Raw genomic sequence first — 23,057 nt, forward strand, 5'->3', positions numbered from 1 at the left:
CTTCAATTGGCCTTCACCACCACGGCTGTGATGTTGTCGGGAGCGCCACGGGTCAGGCCGAGATGGACCAGCCCGCGCACCACCTGATAGGGGTCGGCGTGGTGCAGCACCTCGCCGATTTCGAGGTCTTCGGCGGTCTTGGTCAGGCCGTCGCTGCACAGCAGGTAGGTATCGCCGGGACGTACTTGCACCGAGAGACTCTGCAATTGGAGCTGATCCTCCACGCCGATGGCGCGGGTGACGATGTTGCCGCGTGGGTGCACGCGCGCCTCGGCTTCGCTGAGCAGGCCACTGTCCTGCAGCTCCTGGACATAACTGTGGTCATGGCTGAGGCGCTCGATGCGTCCGTCGCGCAGGCGGTACAGACGGCTGTCGCCGGCCCACAGCGCGACGCCCTGATCGCCGCGCACGGCCAGTACCACCACCGTGCTGCCCATCATCGACACGCCCCGACGATGGGTTTCCTCGCGGACCGCGCGGTTGACGCGCACCAGGGTGTCGCGCACGGCTTGGGCGCGCGCCTCGAGCGGCGCAGGCAGTGGCAACTGACGCAGGCTGTCGACGGTCAGGCTGGCCACGTAATCGCCCGCTGCATGACCGCCCATGCCGTCGGCCACAGCCCACAGGCCATCGGCCGCCAGGTCCAGGCAGGCGTCCTCGTTGATCTTGCGCACCATGCCCACGTGGCTGTAGCTGGCGGCACTGTAATGCAGGGTCGTCATACCCCGCCTCCCTCGTCGCCCAACAGGAATGCGGCGAAGTGCTCGCTGCGCGGCAGGCCTGGGTAACGCATCAGGCCCGGCGCGATGCGCTCCGAGCCGCGCCCCCACCACAGGCTCATGCCTTCGCAGGCGCACTCGGCCAGCGCGTGTGCGCGGCCCTCGGGGGTGGTCGCGGCCAAGCGTTGCAGGCCGCCGACGCTGGGTACCGATACCGCGCCCTGAATGCCCGTGCTGTCGGCGCCATAAGGCTGCACGGCGCGCTCGAACGCGTCGAACGGCGCCCCTTCCTCCAGCGTGTCCAACAGTGCCGTCTCGACCGCCTCGAACCAGGCATCGCTGCCGGCCACGATCGCCGCCAGCGACGTCTGCGGCCCCAGCACCTGAGCGACGGTCAGCGGGAAGTAGCGCCCGACCCGGTCGATGCTGGGCATCACGACGCCAGTCACCGCTTGAGGGCCGCACACGCCGGGCGCCAAGGCAAAGCGCCACAATGGGCTGACCAGGTAGGCCTGTAGCCACTGTTCGCCCAACTGCCGCTGACTGGCTTGAATGCCAGCGGCCAGCCACTGATCCCAGGGCTGGATGAAGGTCTGCGGCAGGTCGCGGCTGACGAAATCGCCGCGACAGGCCATTTTTCCGTAGAAACCCACGTCGTTCACAAATGCTCCGGCAGGCTGAAACCGCTGACCACTCGGCTGCGGAACGGATTGAACGCGCTGCTGGCACGCAGCTCGTAGGACACGCTGGCGCCATCGACGCGCAGGCGTAGGTTGAAGCGCTCCGGCGAACTGCCGGCACTGAGATCGGACTGATCGAGCAAGCGGAACCACGCCCACGGTCCCTCCAGTGTCATCCCCGAGCGACCGCTGGCCGCCGGGGGCGAGATCGACAGGCGCACCACGCCGATACTGTTGGGGTTCGGCCACTGCAGCGACACCGGGCGACTCGGACCATGGTCGTAGCTGACCTGCTGACCGTCGAGGTCGAGCAGGAACTGAGTGATCGAGGCGTCCATCGCCACCGGCTTGAGCTCGAAACGCACCCCCGGTTGCAGGCCGCCGCTGGTGCGGAAGAAGGCATCGCGAATGGTCGCGGCGCGCTGGAAGGTGTTCAGCACGCCGCCACCGATGCCCAGTTTCTGCGCGGCGCCCGGCTGCCAGCTCCAGGGCGACGTGGCCGTGTTGACGTAGGGTTGCAGGTACTTGCGGAAGTAGTTGTCCATCACCCCGCCCACACCGAAGAACTGGCCGAAGTCTTCCAGGGTGGCATCGCGTGGGCTGCCGGCGCTCAGGGGATAGCGCCCGCTGAGCGACTGACGGTAGACATTGACCACCTCGCTGGTCCAGGCGGCGTTGAGCTGATTGCGCACCCCGCCCATGACGATGGCGTTGGTCGAGCCGACCACCGAACCGACCAGGTTCTGCACCAGCTTGGGCTGGCGCGCCGCGCCCAGCGACACGCGCTGCGAGGCCGCCTGCGCCTGGTTCTTGGCCTCGCCCAGCAAGGCATCGCCACTGGCGCCGACCATGGCGCTGACTTGCACGTACAGCGCGTTGAGGTCGGCCAGCAAGCCGTCGAGCGAACTCGGCTGACCCTCGCCGCTGGCGACCAGTTCGGCCAGTTCGGCGAAGTGGGCCGTGACCGGGTCCACCTCGCGCGCATGCGCCTCGGTACCCGGAATCGGCGTATCGCCCAGCAGGCCACCGAGGCGCTGGCGCAACTGATCAACCCCGGCCTGCTCCACCTTGGCCTGTGCCTGGTCGAGCGCGGTCGGCTGTTGCAGGTCGGTTTCCTTGGCCACCGCCTGCAGCAGCTTCTTCAGCGGCGAGGTCGGCCCGGACAATACGCGCAGCACGTCGGCAGCCTGCCCGGCGCTGGTGATGGGCACGAAATCGAGATCGGCCAGCAGCGCATCCCACTGGCGGATGTAGTCCTGGTAATAGAGCTGGCGCACGTCGTCGGCCAGGCGCTTGGCATCGCTGGCCTCGCTCAGCTCGCGACCCAGCACCCAGCGCTCCTCGGCCAGGGTTTCGGCGTGGGCGACGCTGGCGGCGAGAAACGCTTTGCGATAACCGTCGACGGTGAAGATGCCCGGCAGCGGATCGGTCAACGGCTTGCCGCTCTTGCGCTGGAACACCAGCGCCGCATCGCGACCGGCCGCGTCGCTGAGGCGAAAATCGCTGACACCGTTCGGCAGTTTCTGACGCTTGACCCGGTCATACACCCGTTGCGCCACCGGCAATTGCTGCAACTGACGGCGGGTGTCGTCGATCAGGCGCTGGTCCAGTCGCGCATTGGGCGGGCGCTTGTCGAACAGCGCCGAGAGGTGCTGCTCCAGTGCCTGACGTTGTTCCGGGGCCAGATCGCGCGGCAGATGACGCTCCCAATCCAGGCTGATCCAGGCCTTGATGAAGTCGGCGTCGTAATGCTCGCTGTCGGCGAGCATGAGATAGGCCTTGAGGCCTTCGTAGAGGTAATCCGACGGGCCACCGGCATACAACTGCTCCTCGATGCGGGTAACCAGGCGCGGGGCGAAGATGGCGATCAGCAGCTTGCGGTAGACGCTATCGGACTCGCTCTCGAGCATATCGCCCTGATACAGCCCCAGGCCCTCGGCCCAACTGGGCGGATCGTTGGCCAAGCGGCGCACGGCATTGAGCAACGGCAGCACCTCGATCACTTCGCGCTGCGCCGGGCTCAGTTCCTGAACGCTCTTGCCCAGCGGTTTGAGGCGGCTGTCGACTTCGGCGATGTACTGCTGGTTGGCGCGGTAGCTCAAGGTCCACAAGGTGCCGACCACCAGCACCAGCGCCACGCTCAAGGCCAGGGCACCGCGTGCGATCCATTTGCGTCGACGCTCCACCTTGGGATCGCTGCCCACCAGCCCGCGTTCGGCGAAGGCCACGGCGGTGAACAGCTTCTCGATGAAGTAGCTGCGCCCGGTGCCGGTCTGACGCGCCAGGTGCGCACGGTCCAGGCCCATGCTCTGCGCCATGCTGCCGATCAGGCGGTCGATCGGGCTGCCTTCCTGGGTGCCGCTGGTGAAGTACACCCCGCGCAGCAGCGCCCGCTCTTCGAAGGCATTGGGTTTGAACACGCCGTCGAGGAAGCTCTTGAGGTTGCCACGCAGCGCCGCGAACTGCTGGATGAAGCCATAGACCAGATCGCGCCGCGCCGGGTCGCGTTCCTGCTGGAGGCGTTCGACCAACCGCTGGTTCAGGCGCGTCTCCAGCAGGCCGAACTCTTGCTCGAACTGCGCCACCGGCCCCTCGCCCTGCTGACCCTCATCCAGCGCGAAGGTCATGCCCCACACCTGAGCACGTTCTTCCTTGCTCAGGTTGTCGAAGAACTCCATGAACCCAGGCACCAGGTCGAGCTTGGTGAGCATCAGGTAGATGGGGAAGCGCACGCCGAGTTGGGTATACAGCTCCTGGATCCGCGTGCGAATGGCCGTGGCATGCGCGGCGCGTTCTGCATCGCTGCCCAGCAGCAGATCCGACAGGCTGATGGCGATGAAGGCGCCATCGATGGGACGCCGTGAGCGCTGCTGCTTGAGCAGGTCGAGAAAGCCCAGCCAGGCGGCTTTGTCGACCTGGGCATGGCTGTCCTGGGTGGTGTAGCGGCCAGCGGTGTCGAGCAGCACGGCCTGGTCGGTGAACCACCAGTCACAATTGCGCGTGCCGCCAACGCCGCGGATGGCGCCTTCGCCCAGTTGCGCGGCCAGCGGGAAGTGCAGACCGGAATTGATCAGCGCAGTGGTCTTGCCCGAGCCGGGCGGGCCGATGATCACGTACCAAGGCAGCTCATAGAGATTACGCCGCTCGTCGCCGCCCAGACGCGCCTTCTTCAGCAGCACCAGGGCTTCGTCCATGCGCTGGCGCAGGGTCGCCAGTTCTTCGGCAGTGGCCAGGCTGGTAGGGTCCGGCGCCGTCTCGGCCGCCAGGCTTTCCAGCACCTTGGCCGCCTGGCGGCGGGCCTGGACGATGCGCCAGGTGCGGTAGGCGATCCACACCGCGAACAGCAGGATGATCAGGATCCAGCGCGGCGCAGGCGGGGCCAGCACATCCAGCAGCGGACCCAGGAACCAGATGATCAGGCTCAGGGCGATCAGCCCCAGCACCGGGATCACCCAGCGGATGACGAAACTGAAAAACGCCTTCACTCGACGCCCTCCGCCAGAACTGTGATTTCCACCCGACGATTCTTCGCCCGGCCTTGCGCGGTGTCGTTCGACGCCAACGGCTCGGTGTCGCTCAGCCCCTGGGCGGTGAAACGCTCGGCCTGACCGGTGCGCGCCACCAGCAGCGACTTGACCTCTTCGGCACGGGCCTGGGACAGCGCCCAGTTCGAGGGGAAGCGGATCGTGGCGATGCGTTGGTTGTCGCTGTGCCCGGTCACGCGCACATTGCCCTTGACCTTGGAGACGGCCGCCGCAATGCGCTGCAGCAGGGGCTCGAAGTCGCCCTTGATGCTGGCGCTGGCCGACGCGAACAGTTCGTCACCGCGAATGGTCACCACCGAACGGTCGACCGCATCTTCGACCGAGACCCTGCCAGCCTTGATGTCATCGGCCAGGAAACCGGCCAGACGCGGGCGCTCAACGGGCTTGGGCTGCACCACGGGACGGTCCATGGCCTGCACCGGAATTTCCCCCAGCGCGTGGATGCCACGGAACACCGGCTCGGCGTCGGAGGCGAGCTTCATGCGCAGGCCGAACAACAACAGCAACAGCAACGCCAGGGCCACGGCCAGGCCGACCCATGGCGGCATGAACTGCGCCAGGCGGTCGCGGCTGACCGAGACGCCGCGCCAATGCGGCGACAGTTCGCGCTCGATCTCGCCACGGGCGCCGCGGATGGCTGCGGCGGTGCGTTCGCGCAGCGCTTCGAGCTGCGCGCGGCCCCCGTTCATGACCCGATAGCGGCCCTCGAAACCCAGGCTGGTGCACAGGTACAGCAGCTCCAGCAGGTTCAAGCGCTCACGCGGGCTCTGCAGGCAATGTTCGAGCAACTGAAAGGTCTTCTCCCCGCCCCAGGCCTCGTTGTGCACGGTGATCAGCAGGCTTTGCTTGCCCCAGTCGCTGCTGCTGCCCCACGGGGTGCTCAGCACCGCCTCGTCGAGGGCGGTGCACAGGGCGTAGCGTGCCAGCAGCACTTCGTTACGCGGCACACCGGCGGCGTCGGCACGCTCCTCGAACTGACGCAGGTAGGCCAGCAATTGTGCGCGCAGGCTGGCCGGGGCGGGATGGGCGATGGTGTTGCGCAGGCGTGTGAGTAAGGCCAGCAGCGGCCCGGCTGCCTGCTCCAGTGGATTGAGCCCGGCGCCCTGCCCAGGCGCCAGCGGCTCGGCCGGCACGCTCAACGGCGGCGGTGCGGGCTGCGCCGGTGTCGAGGGCTGCGGACCACGGCCACCGGGGCGCGGCATGAATTGGGTCCGGTCATTGCCTTGAGGATCGTCGTGCTGCATCGCGGCTTATCCTCGAATGGCCCAGAACGCCAGGCTCAACCCAGGGAACTCGCCAGCGACGTAGAAGGCGAAGCCACCGGAATGCTGCAACTGTTTCCAGTGCTCGCTGCCACGGTCGAGCTCAAAGTAAGTGGAACCGGCATGGAACGGGATCTGCCTGGGCGCCACCGGCAACGGCAACAGGCCGATGCCAGGCAATTGCAGGTTGACCAGGTCGCGGATGTGTTCCACCGAGCCGATCTTGCTCTGCTGGCCGAACCGACTGCGCAGGGTTTCGCTCGGCACATCGGCGCGCACCACCAGGATGAAGCTGGCGCTGTCCAGCAGGCTGCGGTCGGCCAGCATGCCCACGTGCACGCCATAGGCTTTCTCGACGATCGGAATGGCCACCGCCTTGCTGTCGATCAGCATCGACAGGGCTTGGCGCAGGGAAGCCATCAGCGGCTGGAACGTCGCCGCCAGATCATCGTGCTGATACGCCGGGAAGCTCTCCGGACGCCGGCCGTCCTGGGTGAAGGTGGCGAACTCGCCGGCAAGGGCGACCAGTTCGCTGAACAGCCGCTCCGGGTGCAGCGGGCTGAGCTGGCCCAGGTGCTCGACCAGCGGCTGCGCCCGGTTGACCAGTTGCAGCAGCATGAAGTCGGCGATTTCCGAGGCGCCGCCGTTGGCCGAAGCCACCACGCGCCCGGCCAGCGCTTCGCCGCGTTGATGCAGCAGACCCAGCAGTTCGCTGCGGAAATTCGCCAACGTATCGCTCACCGCCACGTCCAGCACGGGCGGGATGTAGCTGTCATCGAGCATCAGCGCGCGGTCGGCGCGCTTCTCACGGATACGCAGCACGCCCAGCGCCGCGTAGTCGCCCAAGCCCTCGCGCTCGGACAACAGGCGCAGGGCGCGACTGCCCAGGGCCAACGGCGCGCGGTTCTCGAACGGCGCATTGTCGTCGCGCACTTCGCTGACCCGGGCGACGTAACGCGCGCCGTCCAGCGGTTCACCTTCATCGACGGTGTCGCGGGCGCCGGCGCGCTTGAGCGGCAGGCCCAGATAGATCACCGCATCGCGCAGGTCTTCGGGAATTTCCAACGGCGGCGGTGGCAGGTCGTCACGCGGGATGTCGAACGGCGTACCGTCCGGCAACAGGCCTCGGGCGCTGATGATCGCCAGCTTGCCCTGGGCCAGCAGGCCCTGGTCGATCAGCAACTCGGAGAAACCCCAGGCGGCCGTGGACAGCGGGCGACTGCGGGCATCGATGAACGTCTCCAGGTAGCGGTCGTGCTGCTGGAAGTGCTGGGTCGTGATGAACATGCCTTCCGACCAGACCACGCGATTGTTCCAGGACATGGGTTCTCCGTTTGCCTAGCGGGCAGGGACAGGTTGTGGTGTGGCCACGGTGCTGCGCACGGCGCGCACATCGAGGCTGATCTGGTAGTCGTGTGGCGGCACCGGCAGCACGCTGCGCCATTGCGCCCGATCGACCTCGCGGTAGCCGACGACCAGCCCGACCAGGCGTGTGGCCGGGTTCAACGGACGGTCGAGTTGCAACTGCCGACCGGGCTGCAGCAGCACCTCGTCCTGATCGACGAGGTCGGCCCCCAAGGTGGCCTGAGCGCGCTCGGCCAGGGCGAAATAGTCAGCGCGCTCGAAGGCGGCGGCGTTCTTCAGCTCGTAGACCCGCACCCGTACCGGCGCGGGCGTGCCGTCGGCGCCCGGATTGAGGCCAGCGGCGGCGCTGAAGTACAGGCTGACGCCGGGCGCCTCGTGGTCAGCCGACGCGGGTGCGGGCGCGTCTTTGCTGCAGGCACCGAGCAGCACCAGGGCCAGGGCCGTGATCAGTCGTGTTGCATTCATGTTCGTCCTCATGACGTCCTGTAACTCTTCCTGTCCTGAAGCACAGCCTCAGGAACGTTGCATTCTTGCGGTATGGGCTTCGTAGGCGCGGCTGAACTCGCGGCCGAACAAGTCCTGGAAATCGTCCTGCGCTTCGCGGGAAATCTGCCCGTAGAGCTGGGTGAACTGCTGCCACAGATGGGCCTGGCGCGAGCCACCGAACAGCTTGGCCAGGCCTGCCGCAGGCGCCAGCCGCGCTTCCAGTTGCCCAGGCTCGAAGCGGGTCAGCAGGTGCTTGATGGCGGCTTCGACGCCGGCCATCACTGCCAGTTGGTGGGCACGCAAATCATCGAAACTGTCGCGCACGGCCTGGTCGGCCGGCATGAACGCCTGACTGCCCTGGCGCAGCAACAGCAGCAAGGCCTCATCGGCATTGGGGGCGAACTTGAGCGGGTTGTTCTGCACGGGGGCGATGGTGGTCTGCTGCATGCGGAACTCGCCCTTGAGGCTGCTGCGCGCGCGCAGGACATCGATCAGCCCTTCGACCATCAAGCGGTAACTGCGCCCGACGGCCTCCATCTGCGCAGCCGCATCCTCGGCGTCGAAACGCAGGTGGTCGATCCCGGCACCGCGCAGGAATGCCTGTAGAAGACCCTGGTCAGCGGCAGGCGGGGCGGGCGGCGCTGCCACGACGGGCGTTGAGGGCGGCGGCTGAGGCGTCTGCGGCGGGGCGATCGGCGGCGCAGGCTCAGCCGCCAACGGGCTTTCGAAAGCCGGCATGGGCGGGATGTCTGGCGCAGCAGCGGGCAAAGGCGCAGGCGCGGGACTGTCGTCGAAGGGGTTCCAGTCCGCTGGAATGGCCCCGATACCAGGCGCTGCAGGAGGCGGCGGCGCAGGAGCAGGCGCAACGGGCGCAGGTGGCCGGAAATCGTGTTGTTGGGCCGGTACGTGGTCGGGCTGACTGGCCGGAGGCACACTCGATGCACCCAGGAAATCGAACAAATCTGGCAGGGTGTCGTGGCTGGACGCCCCCTGCAGCAACGCCGCAGAGGCCGGAGCGATGGGCGAGCTCGACGCTGCGACCTGATTGGCCATCAGCGCCTCGAAGCTCTGAGCGCCTGGCTGACGACTCTCGTCGACGGAAAAGCCCGAATCGATACGCGCCTGGATCTCGTAATCGCCGATCCGGATGAGTTCGCCGTCCATCAACGGTTCACTGTTTCCACGGCGAAGACGCACGCCGGCCTGAACCAACTCGATACCGTTGGTACTGCTATCCGTTATGTAGTAACGGCCCTCACGGAATTGGACTACGCAATGACTAGAAGATACCAACCGCTCAGGATCAGGTAATACCCAGTCATTGTTAGGACTTCTTCCTATGCTGACGGCGCCATTTTCCACCGTGATCTCCGAGCATTGCCCTGGGGTGATCTTGTGGTAACTAGTGATAGTTAGGCAAAGTGCCATCACGCCTCCTGCATAGAATATAAACCTTGATTCCATTCAAATGGATGGACTGCTTTGCGCCACAGGATCAGACCTTGAAATCCACGTCATTTCAAAGGAGATGCGCTATTTATCGCTACAGAACCTGACAATCTAACTCACTCAAGCTGCACTTTGATGTCAGTTTCAGCGGCCGGCTGAAATTCTGCTGAAACGATCACACTCGGGTTTTCAGCGCGCTAGCTTACCTTGACAGCATTTTGGAAATAAACCATAAATGCGCAACTTTGAGCTGCAGCCGCTGATATCGGTTCAATATCAACCCTTAAAGTTCACCAGCGTTTTGTGCGCTGGTTCACACTTTTAAATTTTTACCCTGCGCCATTTGCAGAGCCCCGCCACGGGCCGATATGGAGATCGATATCTGGTGAACTCCCAGGCACTGCTAGCCGCTGTTTCAGATGACTTCCCTTGTGGCGAAGACCTGGAATACGACGCCGACTTCCTGCAACTCGAACGCGATGCCCAAGGGCGTCCGGAGCGGGTCATGGGCGATGCGGTACAGCCGGCCGAACCGCCTCAGTGGCGCGCCCTCGAACAGTCCTGCATCTCCCTGCTGCAACGCAGCAAAGACCTGCGCATTACCCACTTCCTGGTTCAGTCCAACCTTGCCTTGCACGGTTTCGTCGGCCTGGCCGACGGCCTGGAACTGATCCGCGATCTGCTGGGCGAATACTGGTTGCACCTGCACCCGCAACTCGATGCCTCGGACGACAACGACCCGACCGTGCGCGTCAACGCCTTGGCCGGCCTCACCTGCGACACCAACATCGCCCTGCTGCGCGAAGCCGTCCTGGCACGCTCGCGCGCGTTCGGCCCGGTGACCCTGCGTGCCGGCCTGCATGCCGCTGGCCTGCAGCACTTCGCCAGCGAAGACCTCAGCATCGAAGCCTTGGCCGCCGCACTGCGCGATGCCGACGCCGAAGAGCTCGAACAGACGCGCCAGGCACTGACCCGAGCGCGCGACGCCTGCGAAGCCATCGAACGACGGGTGAGCGACCACGTGGGCTCCGCCTCGGGCGTCGACCTGAGCGCGCTCAAGCAGCCGCTGCGCCTTGCCTCGCAAGTGCTCGCCGACTACGCACCCGGCGGCTCGCCATCGGCCACGGTACCCGACACGCCTGCGCATGACCCGTTCGAGAACGACCAGGCACCATCGGCCAGCGCCGCCACACCGAGTGCCCGCCCGCCAGCGCGGCCCGGCGAGGTGAACAGCCGCGACGATGTCCGCCAGAGCCTCGACCGGCTGCTGCAGTACTACGCCCGCCATGAGCCTTCGAGCCCACTGCCCGTGCTGCTGCGCCGGGCCAAGCACCTGGTCGATGCCGATTTCGCGACCATCGTGCGCGACCTGATTCCCGATGGCCTGTCGCAGTTCGAGAACCTGCGCGGGCCCCAGGACGACTGATACCACCGACAGCCGCAACGAACGACAGCGCCCCCAGCGGCGACCAGGAGGAACCACGTGGCCAAAGACAGCTCCCAGAAATTCATCGCGCGTAACCGCGCGCCGCGCGTGCAGATCGAATACGACGTCGAACTGTACGGCGCCGAGAAGAAGGTCCAGCTTCCCTTCGTCATGGGCGTGCTGGCCGATCTGGCCGGCAAGCCGGAAGACCCGCTGCCGGCCGTGGCCGACCGCAAGTTTCTGGAGGTCGATGTGGACAACTTCGACTCGCGGCTCAAGGCGATGAAGCCTCGCGTGGCGTTCAACGTCCCCAACGAACTCACTGGCGACGGCAACCTGAGCCTGGACATCACCTTCGAGAGCATGGACGACTTCAGCCCGGCCGCCGTCGCGCGCAAGGTCGATGCCCTCAACCAATTGCTCGAGGCACGTACCCAGTTGGCCAACCTGCTGACCTACATGGATGGCAAGACTGGCGCCGAGGACATCATCCTCAAGGCCATCAAGGACCCTGCCCTGCTGCAGGCCCTGGCCAGTGCCCCGAAACCTGCCGACAACGAGCCGAGCGCCTGAGGAGCCCGCCATGACCGACACATTGCGCGACAACCAGGCCGCCGAGGCCAGCACCGAGCAGACCAGCGAGTTCGCCAACCTGCTGCTGCAGGAATTCAAACCCAAGACCGAACGCGCCAAGGAGGCGGTGCAAAGCGCCGTACGCACCCTGGCCGAGCAGGCATTGGCGCAGACCAATCTGGTTTCCGATGATGCCATCGGCTCGATCGAGCAGATCATTGCCGCCATCGACGCCAAGCTCACTGCCCAGGTCAACCAGATCATTCACCATGACGAGTTCCAGAAGCTGGAAAGCGCCTGGCGCGGTCTGCACTACCTGGTCACCAACACCGAGAGCGACGAGCAACTGAAGATCCGTGTGCTCAACGTGTCCAAGACCGACCTGCACAAGACCCTGAAGAAATTCAAGGGCACCGCCTGGGACCAGAGCCCGGTGTTCAAGAAACTCTACGAAGAGGAGTACGGCCAGTTCGGCGGCGAGCCCTACGGCTGCCTGGTGGGCGACTACTATTTCGACCAGTCGCCGCCCGACGTCGAGCTGCTTGGCGAGCTGTCCAAGGTCTGCGCCTCGATGCATGCCCCTTTCATTGCTGCCGCCTCGCCGACGGTTATGGGCATGGGTTCCTGGCAGGAACTGTCCAACCCGCGCGACCTGACCAAGATCTTCACCACCCCCGAATATGCCGGCTGGCGTTCGCTGCGCGAATCGGAAGACTCGCGCTACATCGGTCTGACCATGCCACGCTTCCTGGCACGTCTGCCCTACGGCGCCAAGACCGACCCGGTCGAAGCCTTCGCCTTCGAGGAAGACACCGACGGCGCCGACAGCAGCAAATACACCTGGGCCAACGCGGCCTATGCCATGGCAGTGAACATCAACCGCTCGTTCAAGCACTACGGCTGGTGCTCGCGCATCCGCGGTGTGGAATCGGGCGGTGAAGTACAGGGCCTGCCGGCACATACCTTCCCCACCGACGACGGTGGCGTGGACATGAAGTGTCCGACCGAGATCGCCATTTCCGACCGTCGTGAAGCGGAATTGGCGAAAAACGGCTTCATGCCGCTGCTGCACAAGAAGAACACCGACTTTGCCGCCTTCATCGGCGCCCAGTCGTTGCAGAAGCCGGCCGAATACGACGACCCGGACGCCACCGCCAACGCCAACCTGGCCGCACGCCTGCCGTACCTGTTCGCCACCTGCCGCTTCGCCCATTACCTGAAGTGCATCGTTCGCGACAAGATCGGCTCGTTCAAGGAAAAGGACGAGATGCAGCGCTGGCTGCAGGACTGGATCCTGAACTACGTCGACGGCGATCCCGCGCACTCCAGCGAAACCACCAAGGCCCAGCATCCGCTGGCCGCCGCTGAAGTGGTGGTGGAGGAAATCGAAGGCAACCCTGGCTACTACAACTCGCGCTTCTACCTGCGCCCGCACTATCAGCTCGAAGGGCTGACCGTGTCGCTGCGCCTGGTCTCGAAGCTGCCGTCGGCCAAAGGGGCCTGATCGACGCTTGACCTTCCGGGGAGTGGTTTCCCTCTCGATCGAGCCGGGAAGCCTTGTCAACCTGCGGACCTTGTCCGGCAGGTGAAGCAGCGCCCCCGGAACTGTACGACCTCACGACGAACGCCAACCGACGCGAAATATCGAGGACATCATGGCTGTAGACATTTTCATCAAGATCGGCGACATCAAGGGCGAGTCCGCAGACAAGGCCCACAAGGAAGAAATCGACGTGCTGAACTGGAGCTGGGGCATGTCCCAGTCCGGCAACATGCACATGGGCAGCGGCGGCGGTGCCGGCAAGGTCAACATCCAGGACCTGTCGATCACCAAGTACGTCGACAAGTCCAGCCCGAACCTGATGGCCCACTGCTCCAGCGGCAAGCACATCGACAAGGTCAAGCTGACCGTGCGCAAGGCCGGTGGCGAGAGCCAGGTCGAGTATCTGATCATCAACCTGGAAGAAGTCATCATCAGCTCGCTGAGCACCGGCGGCTCGGGCAGCGATGACCGCCTGACCGAGAACGTCACCTTGAACTTCGCCAAGGTCACCGTGGACTACCAGCCACAGAAAGCCGACGGCACCAAGGACGGCGGCGCCATCAAGTACGGTTGGAACGTGCGTCAGAACGTCAAGATCTGATCGCGCACGCTGGCGCCCTCACCAGGCGCCAGCGTTCTCTTGTACACCAGATTTGTCCAAGGTAATCGGTCATGGCCAAGCCTTCTTTCATGAACCTTTGGAATGCCTACCCCATTGTTGCAGCACCTTGCGACGGACCTTGGGACAACCAATGTGCGATTCGTATGAGCATCGCGCTAAATGGCGAGCATACGATCAAGGTCAACGCCAGAACGTACAGTGAGCCGCGTTGCGCCCATGGGCACGCCAGAGGCGCTGAGTCGTTGGCGAACTGGCTATGGAAACATCACCTTGGAGCGCCTGTGCAATTGAGCGGCAGCGCCATGGACAGAAAGAAGCTCAATGGCAAACGCGGCCTCATCTTCTTCAAGGATTGCTTTGCACGCTCGGGACAGTCCTTCGAAAACCGTAGCGGGGACCACATCGATCTTTGGGATAGAGGCCGGGTAACTGGCTCCTTCGCCGATCAAGCACATCGCTCCAAGGCCGTCTGGTTCTGGGAGCTAACATGAAGAGGCTGATCAAGGTCGTACCCGGCCTTCTAGCCCTACTTGCCATGAATGCGTGTGGCGAACACCTAACGTCATCTGCGCCGCCCAACTCACAAGTCACCCTTGGCGGGCAAACGCTTGCGCTGGTGAGTCACCAAGGCCGCTGCGCCTTGCAAAAAAGCGATCAATCGCTTTTGGAGCTGCAGATGCCGTGGCCATGCCAATTGAGCCCCGAACGCAACACTGGCCGGCCTCGAGTGGAGCAGTTCAGAGGAGCACAGGTCATCATTGTGAGCCATGTCGAAGCCGATCCCTCAACGCCTGGGCGATGTGATAGCCAGTATCAGGCCGTGCGCCTGATGGACAGCGTGCTCGAACCGTCCATCTTGGCAAAAGGTGGGAGCTGCATGACCGGTCCCCTGGACCAGAAGGACTTCGTGGGGCTATTCACGTGGTAGCCGACATCGCCGCCCGCGACCGCCTGCAACCCTCGCTGCTCGATCGTCTGACCGACGATGATCCCGGCAACCCGCAGGAAGCTCCGGACAAACGCGTACTGTCGCTGCAACAGCTCAAGGCCTCGGTCCTGCGCGACTTGGCCTGGCTACTGAACACCACCTCGTTGCTCGACAGCGACGACACCCTGAATACCCCGGCCGGCACCTCGGTGATCAACTACGGACTGCCTGCGTTGGCCGGCAACTGCGCCACCAACATCGATCTGCAGGCCCTTGAGCGCATCATTCATCAAGCCATCGCCACCTACGAGCCGCGCATCCTGACCCACACGCTGCGTGTCCGAGCCCTGGCCGCGCCGGCTGAAATGAATGCCAACGCCCTGAGTTTCGAAATCGAAGGCGACCTCTGGGCCCAGCCCGCGGCCCTGCCACTGCTGCTGCAGACCGACCTGGACCTGGAGTCTGGGCAGGTGCGTGTAACCACCGCCGATCGCCGGAGACGCGCATGAATCCGCGCTTGCTCGAACTGTACAACCAAGAACTGCGCCACATCCGCGAGAGCGCTGCGGAATTTGCCCGTGAGTATCCCAAGATCGCCGGGCGCCTGACGCTCTCCGGCATCGAATGCGCCGACCCTTACGTCGAGCGCCTGCTCGAAGGCTTTGCCTACCTCACCGCACGGGTGCAGTTCAAACTCGACGCCGAGTATCCGACCTTCACCCATAACCTGCTGGAAATCGCCTACCCGCACTACCTGGCACCGACCCCGTCGATGACCATCGTGCAGTTGCAGACCGACCCCGACGAGGGCTCGCTCAGTGCCGGTTTCCCGCTGCCGCGCGGCAGCGCATTACGCGCCAACCTGGGCCGCGATTCGCAAACCCCCTGCGAATTCCGCAGCACCCAAGAGGTGACCTTGTGGCCGCTGCAGGTGGCGCGCGCAGAGTACTTCGGCAACCCAGGCGCGGTACTCGGTCGCCTCGCTGCCAGCGAGCCCAAGGCTCGTGCGGCCTTGCGCCTGACCCTGCGCAGCGGCGCCGAGATTCCATTCTCCAGCCTGCCACTCAAGCACTTGCCGTTGTACCTCAATGGTGCCGACGAGATGCCCTATCGCCTGTACGAGCAGTTGCTCGGCAGCGCCTGCGCGGTGTTCGCCCGCCAGCCCGGCGCCGACTGGGTCGAGCGCATCCCGCTGGAACAGGCGCTGCGCCCATGCGGTTTCGACGACCATGAGGCCGCCCTGCCGGTGGTGCCGCAAGCCTTCCAGGGCTACCGCCTGCTGCAGGAGTATTTCGCCCTGCCGCAACGGTTCCTGTTCGTCGACTTCGCCGGGCTCGAGCGCGCGGTCAAGCGCTGCAACGGCCAGGAGCTGGAACTGCTGGTCCTGTTCGAGCGTTTCGATTCGACCTTGGAAAACAGTGTTGGCGCCGAGCGCCTGGTGCCCTTTTGCACCCCGGCGATCAACCTGTTTCCACGCCGCACCGACCGCCTCCATCTGACCGACAAGGTCAACGAGCACCATGTGATCGCCGACCGCACCCGGCCCACCGACTTCGAAATCCACTCACTGCAGGCCGTCACCGGTCACGGCACGGGCTCGGACCAGTCGTTCCTGCCGTTCTATGCGGTGCGCGACCCATCGCGCTACGGTCGCGACCAGGCGTACTACATCCTGCGCCGCGAACAGCGCGTATTGTCCAGCGAGCAGCGGCGTACCGGCACGCGCTCGAGTTACATGGGCAGCGAGACGTTCATCAGCCTGGTCGACGGCCAGCAGGCGCCCTACCGACACGACTTGCGCCAGTTGGGTATCAGCGCGCTGTGCAGCAACCGCGACCTGCCACTGTTCATGAACGTGGGCGACGGACGCAGCGATTTCAGCCTGGCCGACAGCGCGCCGGTTTCTGCGGTGCGCTGCCTGGCAGGTCCCAGCCGGCCGAAGGCCAGCCACGCCCACGACAACCGCGCCTGGCGCCTGATCAGCCAGTTGTCGCTCAATTACTTGTCGCTCACCGAGCAGGGTCAAGGGGCGGCAGCGCTGCGCGAGCTGCTACGCCTTTACGGCGACAGCCAGGACAGCGCCTTGCATCTGCAAATCGAAGGCCTGCGCGAGGTCAGCGCCAAACCTTGCACGCGACGCCTGCCGATGCCAGGACCCATCGTGTTCGGCCGAGGCCTGGAAATCACTCTGGAATTCGACGAGAACGCCTTCCGCGGAACAGGCGTGTTCCTGCTCGGTGCAGTATTCGAGCGTTTCCTGACGCGTTACGTCTCCATCAACAGCTTTACCGAAACCGTGCTGCGCACCACCGAGCGCGGCGAGATCATGCGATGGAAAGCCAAGCCCGGACGCAGGCCGAGCCTGTGAACATACTCGAGGCCATGCACGCCGAACCCTGGGCGTTCGACTTCTTCCAGGCGCTACGCCGCCTGGAGACCGAGCACCCAGATTTGCCGCGCTTTGGCCATGCCCAGCGCCTGGCCGACGAACCCGTGCGTCTGGGTCAGCACCTCGATTGCAGCTTCGCGCCGGCGACACTGGCTTCGATAACCTACAGCGACATCGGGCCCGCGCGTCTGGAGCAGTTCTTCTTCGGCCTTGGCGGCCCCAACGGCCCACTGCCACTGCACCTGACCGAGTACCTGCGCGAGCGCGAGCGCAACCACGCCGACCACACCAGCAAGCGCTTCCTCGACATCTTCCACCACCGCCTGCTGACGCTGTTCTATCGGGCTTGGGCCGAGGCACGGCCGACAGTCAGCCACGACCGGCCCGACGACGACTATTGGGCCGCGCGCCTGGCGGCGCTGATCGGCCGAGGTCAGCCCGAACTGCAGCACCAAGGCCCACTGCCATATACGGCCAAACTGCACTATTCAGGCCATCTGGCGGCGCAGACGCGCTACCCGGACGGGCTGTGCAGCATTCTGTCGAGCTATTTCGACGTGCCTGTACACATCGAAGAGTATGTCGGCCAGTGGTTGGAACTGCCCGAGCGCAGCCGCATGAGCGTACATGCCAACCGCCTGGGCGTGGACCTGTGCCTGGGGCGCCACGTCTGGGATCGCCAGCACAAGTTCCGCCTGTGCATTGGCCCGCTGAACCTGGAGCAATACCACGCCCTGCTGCCCGGCGGCCAAGCCTTCGTCGAGCTGGCGGCCTGGGTCGCCGAGTACCAAGGCCATGAGCTCGATTGGGACCTGAACCTTATCCTCGCTCGCGAACAAGTGCCTGCATTGCAGCTCGATGCCGGCAGGCGCCTGGGCTTCGACACCTGGGCCGGCACACCTCAACACGATGCCAACGATCTCAAACTGGCTCGCTACTACGCCGAGCAACCGGTCCAATCCCCCCGCACAAGGAGTCCGCAACATGGGTGAAATCAGTCGCGCCGCGCTGTTCGGCAAACTCAACAGCGTGGCCTACAAAGCCATCGAAGCCGCCACGGTGTTCTGCAAGCTGCGCGGCAACCCCTATGTGGAACTGGTGCATTGGTTGCACCAGTTGTTGCAGTTGCAAGACAGCGACCTGCACCGCATCGTGCGTCAGTTCAACGTCGAGCCGGCGCGCCTGGCCCGAGACCTCACCGATGCCTTGGATCGTCTGCCACGCGGTTCCACCTCGATCACCGATCTGTCCTCGCAGGTGGAAGAAGCGGTCGAACGCGGCTGGGTGTACGGCAGTTTGATGTTCGGTCAGAGCCAGGTGCGCACCGGTTATCTGCTAGTCGGCATTCTCAAGACGTCGAGTCTGCGTAATGCCCTGCTGGGGCTGTCGAGCGAGTTCGCCAAACTCAAGATCGAGGCCCTGAGCGAGCGCTTCGACGAATACGTCGGCGACTCTCCCGAGAACGACCTGGGCGCCAGCGACGGCTTCAACGCGGCGGTACCAGGCGAGGCCAGTGGCGCTGTCGCCCCCGCCGCGATGGGCAAGCAGGAGGCGCTCAAGCGCTTCACCGTCGACCTCACCGAGCAGGCGCGCAGTGGCAAGCTCGATCCAATCGTCGGACGCGACGAGGAAATCCGCCAACTGGTCGACATCCTCATGCGCCGCCGCCAGAACAACCCGATCCTCACCGGCGAAGCCGGGGTGGGCAAGACCGCCGTGGTCGAAGGATTCGCCCTGCGCATCGTCGCCGGCGACGTGCCGCCGGCGCTCAAGGACGTCGAATTGCGCAGCCTGGACGTCGGCCTGCTACAGGCCGGCGCCAGCATGAAGGGTGAGTTCGAGCAGCGCCTGCGCCAGGTCATCGAAGACGTCCAGGCCTCGCCCAAGCCGATCATCCTGTTCATCGACGAAGCCCACACGCTGGTCGGCGCCGGCGGCGCAGCCGGCACCGGTGACGCCGCCAACCTGCTCAAACCGGCCCTGGCCCGCGGCAGCCTGCGCACCGTGGCCGCCACCACCTGGGCCGAGTACAAGAAGCACATCGAGAAAGACCCGGCACTCACCCGGCGCTTCCAGGTGGTGCAGGTCGATGAGCCGAGCGAGGACAAGGCCGTGCTGATGATGCGCGGGGTGGCCTCGACCATGGAGAAACACCATCAGGTGCAGATCCTCGACGAAGCGTTGGAAGCGGCCGTGAAACTGTCGCACCGCTACATTCCCGCGCGGCAATTGCCCGATAAATCCGTGAGCCTGCTCGACACTGCCTGCGCACGCGTTGCCATCAGCCTGCACGCCGTGCCCGCCGAAGTGGACGACAGCCGGCGGCGCATCGAAGCGCTGGAAGTCGAGTTGCAGATCATCGCCCGCGAGGCAGCCATCGGCGTCGACACCACCCAGCGTCAGGCCTCGGCCGAGCGCCTTCTGGCCGAAGAGCGCGAGCGCCTGCACACCCTGGAAAGCCGTTGGAGCGACGAAAAGGCGCTGGTCGACGAGTTGCTGGCCACCCGCGCACGGCTGCGTGAGCAGGTCGGTGTCGTCGACCAGGACGTGGACGCGCAGGGCAGCCATGAACTGCGTGAGCGACTGATCGACCTGCAACAGCGCCTGAGCGTCTTGCAGGGCGAAAGCCCATTGATCCTGCCCACCGTCGACTATCAAGCCGTGGCTTCGGTAGTCGCCGATTGGACCGGCATTCCGGTCGGGCGCATGGCGCGCAATGAGATCGAGACCGTCCTCAACCTCGACAGCCACCTGGCCAAGCGCATCATCGGCCAGGACCACGCCTTGAAGATGATCGCCAAGCGCATCCAGACCTCTCGCGCCGGGCTGGATAACCCGAACAAGCCCATCGGTGTGTTCATGCTGGCCGGCACCTCGGGCGTGGGCAAGACCGAGACGGCGCTGGCCTTGGCCGAGGCCCTGTACGGCGGCGAGCAGAACCTGATCACCATCAACATGAGCGAGTTCCAGGAGGCGCATACCGTCTCCACCCTCAAGGGCGCGCCACCCGGCTATGTCGGCTACGGCGAAGGCGGTGTGCTGACCGAGGCCGTGCGTCGCCGGCCGTACAGCGTGGTGCTGCTCGACGAAGTGGAGAAGGCTCACCCCGACGTGCACGAAATCTTCTTCCAGGTGTTCGACAAGGGCGTCATGGAAGACGGCGAAGGGCGGCAGATCGATTTTCGCAACACGCTGATCCTGCTCACCACCAACGCCGGCACCGAGCTGATCGCCGACATTTGCCAAGATCCAAAGACCCTGCCGGAGCCCGACGCGGTAGCCACCCTGCTGCGCAAGCCGCTGCTGGAGATCTTTCCGCCCGCCCTGCTCGGCCGCCTGGTGACCATCCCCTACTATCCGCTCAGCGATGCCATGCTCCAGGCCATCACCCGCCTGCAACTGGAGCGTATCCGCAAGCGCGTGGAGGCTACGCACAAGGTCGGCTTCGCCTACGACGACGCGGTCGTGGAGCTGATCGTCTCGCGCTGCACTGAAACCGAGAGCGGCGGGCGGATGATCGACGCCATCCTCACCAACGGACTGTTGCCGGACATGAGCCGCGAGTTCCTCACACGCATGCTCGAAGGCAAGCCGCTGGCCAGCGTGCGCATCACGGCTCAGGACAACGAACTGCACTATGACTTCAGCGCGGCCGATTGAGCGCCGCACCCACGGGATCCTCCATGCTGTTCACGCAAACGACGCGCCTGGCGCAGATCAACAGCCCCTTGGGGCCGGACGTGCTGATTCTCAGCGAGCTGGGCGGCAGCGAAGAGTTGGGCCGGCTGTTCGAGTTCGAGCTGAGCCTGACCAGCCAGAACCCAGCAGTCGACCTCAACCTGCTGCTCGGCGCGCCCTTGAGCGTTTCCGTGCAGACCCACGGCCTGAGCCAACGGCACTTCCATGGCATCGTTGCACGCTGTAGCCAGTCCGTCGCCCGTGGCCAATTCGCCAGCTATCGGGTCACGTTGCGGCCCTGGCTGTGGCTGCTGACGCGCACCAGCGACTGCCGGATTTTCCAGAAGATGACGGTGCCGCAGATCATCCAGCAGGTGTTCCGCGACCTGGGGTTCTCGGACTTCGAGGACCGTTTGAGCCGCAGCTACCCCGAGCGCGAGTATTGCGTGCAGTACTGCGAGACCAGCTTCGATTTCGTCAGTCGCTTGATGGAAGATGAGGGCATCTACTACTACTTCCGCCATGAAAAAGCCCGTCACGTCCTGGTGCTGGCCGACGCGTTCATCGCCCACCACAAAGCACCCGGTTATGAGGCCGTGCCGTTCTACCCACCGGATGGCCAGCACCGCGAGCGTGATCACATCAACGACTGGCATCTGGCCCGCGAGGTACAGCCAGGCTCGCTGGAGCTCAACGACTACGACTTCGAGCGTCCCAGCGCGCGTCTGGACGTGCGTTCGGTCATGCCACGGCCACACTCCGGCGGCGCCTATCCGCTGTTCGACTACCCCGGTGGCTACAGCAAGACAGAGGATGGCGAGCAGTATGCGCGCACGCGCATGGAGTCGTTGCAAAGCCTGCACGAACGCATCGACATGCACGGCAACGCCCGAGGGCTGGCCTGCGGCCACCTGTTCGCCCTCACCAGCTTCTGGCGACTGGACCAGAACCGTGAGTACCTGATCGTCGCGGCGCGTTATCACATCATCCAGGAGTCACTGGAAACCGGCGGCGGCAGTGGTTCAGGCCAGTTCGAAAGCGACCTGACCTGCACCGATGCATTGCAGACCTTCCGTTCGGTTTCCAGCACCACCCGGCCAAAGGTCATGGGTCCGCAGACCGCCCTAGTGGTCGGCCCCAAAGACGAGGAAATCTGGACCGACGAACACGGCCGGGTCAAGGTCCACTTCTACTGGGATCGCCATGACCAATCGGACGAGAACAGCTCCTGCTGGATTCGTGTTTCGCAATCCTGGGCCGGCAAGAACTGGGGCGCGATGCAGGTGCCGAGGATCGGCCAGGAAGTCATCGTCAGCTTCCTTGGAGGCGACCCTGATTCGCCGATCATCACCGGTCGTGTCTACAACGGTGAGCAGACAGTGCCCTACGACCTGCCGGCCAACGCCACCCAGAGCGGCATGAAGAGCCGCTCGAGCAAGGGCGGCAGCGCAGCGAACTTCAATGAGATCCGCATGGAGGACAAGCGCGGGGAGGAACAGCTGTACGTGCACGCCGAGCGCAACATGGACACGGTGGTGGAGCAGAACGAGACGCTGGCAGTAGGCGCCAGCCGGGTGCAGACGGTGGGCATGCTGGAAACCATTACCATCGGGATGGACCGCCTGCGCGCCGTGCGCCGCGACGACACGCTGATCGTGGGCGCGAGCAAGACCGACAGCGTCAGCACCCGCTATCTGATCGAGGCGGGCGAGACCTTGCGTCTGGTCTGCGGCAAGAGCGTGCTCGAGCTCAACGCCAGCGGCCATATCAACATCAGTTGCGAGCAGTTCAACTTTCACGCCCGCGAGGATGCGCAGATCAATACCGGCGGCACCCTGGACCTCAACGTCGGCAGCGGCGCGCAGACTGCTCCGGACGGTGACGGCGTAAAAGACGCCATCGATGCGGCCGTGAAGAGCCGCTTCTCCGACGCTGGCCATTGACGAGACCTTTGCATGACCTACCGCCTCAACGAATTCCGCCTGGCGCTGCCCGATACCGACGTGCGCGACACCAGCATCAACATCCTGCGCTTCGAACGCCTGGGCACCTCGCTGATCGTCAGCCGCAGTGCGCTCGCGGATGACGAAACGCTGCAGAGCAACTTCGATGGTCAATTGCAGCGTCTGCAACAGCAGGTCAAGGACTTGCAATTCCAGCCGGCTCACCCGGTGAAGGTGGGCGCTGCGCAGGACATCGAGGCCATCGAGCTGAGCAGCCAGTTCAGCAAGGGCCAGGAAATGGTCTACCAGTACCAATTGGCGCTGGTGCTGCCGGGTACGCGCAAGATGTTCGCCCTGAGCTACGTGAAGCCCTCGCCCCTGGGTGAAGCCGAAGCGTCGCACTGGGCCGCCATCAAGCAGTCGCTCGACTTCGACAACCTGGGCTGAAC

19 protein-coding genes are annotated in these 23,057 nt (G+C 64.8%); 12 read left to right on the plus strand and 7 right to left on the minus strand.

Annotation, left to right across the window (positions count from 1 at the left end):
* Positions 1-2: 2 nt before the first annotated feature.
* From Q6A47_RS05770 to tagH, 7 genes are read right to left on the minus strand one after another with little or no spacing between them, the layout of a single operon-like run.
* On the minus strand, positions 3-722 hold the full coding sequence (locus Q6A47_RS05770; RefSeq protein WP_039582640.1) for a PP2C family protein-serine/threonine phosphatase: 720 nt from the start codon (positions 720-722) through the stop codon (positions 3-5).
* Positions 719-1,381, minus strand: a complete 663-nt coding sequence (tagF, locus tag Q6A47_RS05775; RefSeq protein WP_116887384.1) for a type VI secretion system-associated protein TagF — start codon at positions 1,379-1,381, stop codon at positions 719-721. The genes Q6A47_RS05770 and tagF overlap by 4 nt, the downstream gene beginning before the upstream one ends.
* Positions 1,378-4,884 (minus strand): type VI secretion system membrane subunit TssM, encoded by a 3,507-nt coding sequence (gene tssM, locus Q6A47_RS05780; RefSeq protein ID WP_304483483.1) that lies wholly within the window; start codon positions 4,882-4,884, stop codon positions 1,378-1,380. Before tssM ends, tagF begins: the two co-directional genes overlap by 4 nt.
* Entirely contained in the window at positions 4,881-6,188 is a 1,308-nt protein-coding gene (locus tag Q6A47_RS05785; protein ID WP_304483485.1) for a DotU family type VI secretion system protein, read from the minus strand. The genes tssM and Q6A47_RS05785 overlap by 4 nt, the downstream gene beginning before the upstream one ends.
* Before the next feature lie 6 nt (positions 6,189-6,194).
* Complete coding sequence (tssK, locus tag Q6A47_RS05790; RefSeq protein ID WP_116887382.1) at positions 6,195-7,529, minus strand: type VI secretion system baseplate subunit TssK; 1,335 nt, start codon at positions 7,527-7,529, stop codon at positions 6,195-6,197.
* A 15-nt stretch (positions 7,530-7,544) separates the two neighbouring features.
* On the minus strand, positions 7,545-8,036 hold the full coding sequence (gene tssJ / locus Q6A47_RS05795) for a type VI secretion system lipoprotein TssJ (RefSeq protein ID WP_052192174.1): 492 nt from the start codon (positions 8,034-8,036) through the stop codon (positions 7,545-7,547).
* Between the two features lie 48 nt (positions 8,037-8,084).
* Complete coding sequence (gene tagH / locus Q6A47_RS05800; protein ID WP_304483488.1) at positions 8,085-9,485, minus strand: type VI secretion system-associated FHA domain protein TagH; 1,401 nt, start codon at positions 9,483-9,485, stop codon at positions 8,085-8,087.
* Between the two features lie 406 nt (positions 9,486-9,891).
* Between tagH and tssA the strand changes: the two genes are divergently transcribed.
* The 12 genes from tssA to Q6A47_RS05860 all read left to right on the plus strand — a co-directional run bounded on the left by tssA (position 9,892) and on the right by Q6A47_RS05860 (position 23,055).
* A complete protein-coding gene (tssA, locus tag Q6A47_RS05805; RefSeq protein WP_304483489.1) occupies positions 9,892-10,932 on the plus strand; it encodes a type VI secretion system protein TssA in 1,041 nt (346 codons plus the stop codon).
* Between the two features lie 57 nt (positions 10,933-10,989).
* Complete coding sequence (tssB, locus tag Q6A47_RS05810) at positions 10,990-11,505, plus strand: type VI secretion system contractile sheath small subunit (protein WP_039582632.1); 516 nt, start codon at positions 10,990-10,992, stop codon at positions 11,503-11,505.
* A 10-nt stretch (positions 11,506-11,515) separates the two neighbouring features.
* Complete coding sequence (gene tssC, locus Q6A47_RS05815) at positions 11,516-13,009, plus strand: type VI secretion system contractile sheath large subunit (RefSeq protein WP_039582630.1); 1,494 nt, start codon at positions 11,516-11,518, stop codon at positions 13,007-13,009.
* 151 nt (positions 13,010-13,160) lie between these two features.
* Positions 13,161-13,649, plus strand: coding sequence for an Hcp family type VI secretion system effector (locus Q6A47_RS05820; protein WP_029613828.1), 489 nt, complete (start codon positions 13,161-13,163; stop codon positions 13,647-13,649).
* A 71-nt stretch (positions 13,650-13,720) separates the two neighbouring features.
* A complete protein-coding gene (locus tag Q6A47_RS05825; RefSeq protein ID WP_029613829.1) occupies positions 13,721-14,161 on the plus strand; it encodes a type VI secretion system amidase effector protein Tae4 in 441 nt (146 codons plus the stop codon).
* Entirely contained in the window at positions 14,158-14,598 is a 441-nt protein-coding gene (locus tag Q6A47_RS05830) for a hypothetical protein (protein ID WP_304483492.1), read from the plus strand. The genes Q6A47_RS05825 and Q6A47_RS05830 overlap by 4 nt, the downstream gene beginning before the upstream one ends.
* Positions 14,592-15,107, plus strand: coding sequence for a type VI secretion system baseplate subunit TssE (gene tssE, locus Q6A47_RS05835; protein WP_039582625.1), 516 nt, complete (start codon positions 14,592-14,594; stop codon positions 15,105-15,107). Before Q6A47_RS05830 ends, tssE begins: the two co-directional genes overlap by 7 nt.
* A complete protein-coding gene (tssF, locus tag Q6A47_RS05840) occupies positions 15,104-16,966 on the plus strand; it encodes a type VI secretion system baseplate subunit TssF (protein WP_304483495.1) in 1,863 nt (620 codons plus the stop codon). The genes tssE and tssF overlap by 4 nt, the downstream gene beginning before the upstream one ends.
* Complete coding sequence (tssG, locus tag Q6A47_RS05845; RefSeq protein WP_039582622.1) at positions 16,930-17,979, plus strand: type VI secretion system baseplate subunit TssG; 1,050 nt, start codon at positions 16,930-16,932, stop codon at positions 17,977-17,979. Before tssF ends, tssG begins: the two co-directional genes overlap by 37 nt.
* Positions 17,972-20,647: a type VI secretion system ATPase TssH gene (tssH, locus tag Q6A47_RS05850; protein WP_304483498.1), complete on the plus strand. Its 2,676-nt coding sequence runs from the start codon at positions 17,972-17,974 to the stop codon at positions 20,645-20,647. The genes tssG and tssH overlap by 8 nt, the downstream gene beginning before the upstream one ends.
* 23 nt (positions 20,648-20,670) lie before the next feature.
* Positions 20,671-22,608, plus strand: a complete 1,938-nt coding sequence (locus tag Q6A47_RS05855; RefSeq protein WP_304483500.1) for a type VI secretion system Vgr family protein — start codon at positions 20,671-20,673, stop codon at positions 22,606-22,608.
* Positions 22,609-22,620: 12 nt separating this feature from the next.
* The gene (locus Q6A47_RS05860; RefSeq protein WP_304483502.1) at positions 22,621-23,055 is read left to right on the plus strand and encodes a DcrB-related protein; all 435 of its coding nucleotides are present in this window, start codon (positions 22,621-22,623) and stop codon (positions 23,053-23,055) included.
* The last annotated feature ends 2 nt before the right edge of the window (positions 23,056-23,057 follow it).

This window comes from Pseudomonas boreofloridensis, assembly GCF_030580795.1.
In the GTDB taxonomy this organism is placed as follows: domain Bacteria; phylum Pseudomonadota; class Gammaproteobacteria; order Pseudomonadales; family Pseudomonadaceae; genus Aquipseudomonas; species Aquipseudomonas boreofloridensis.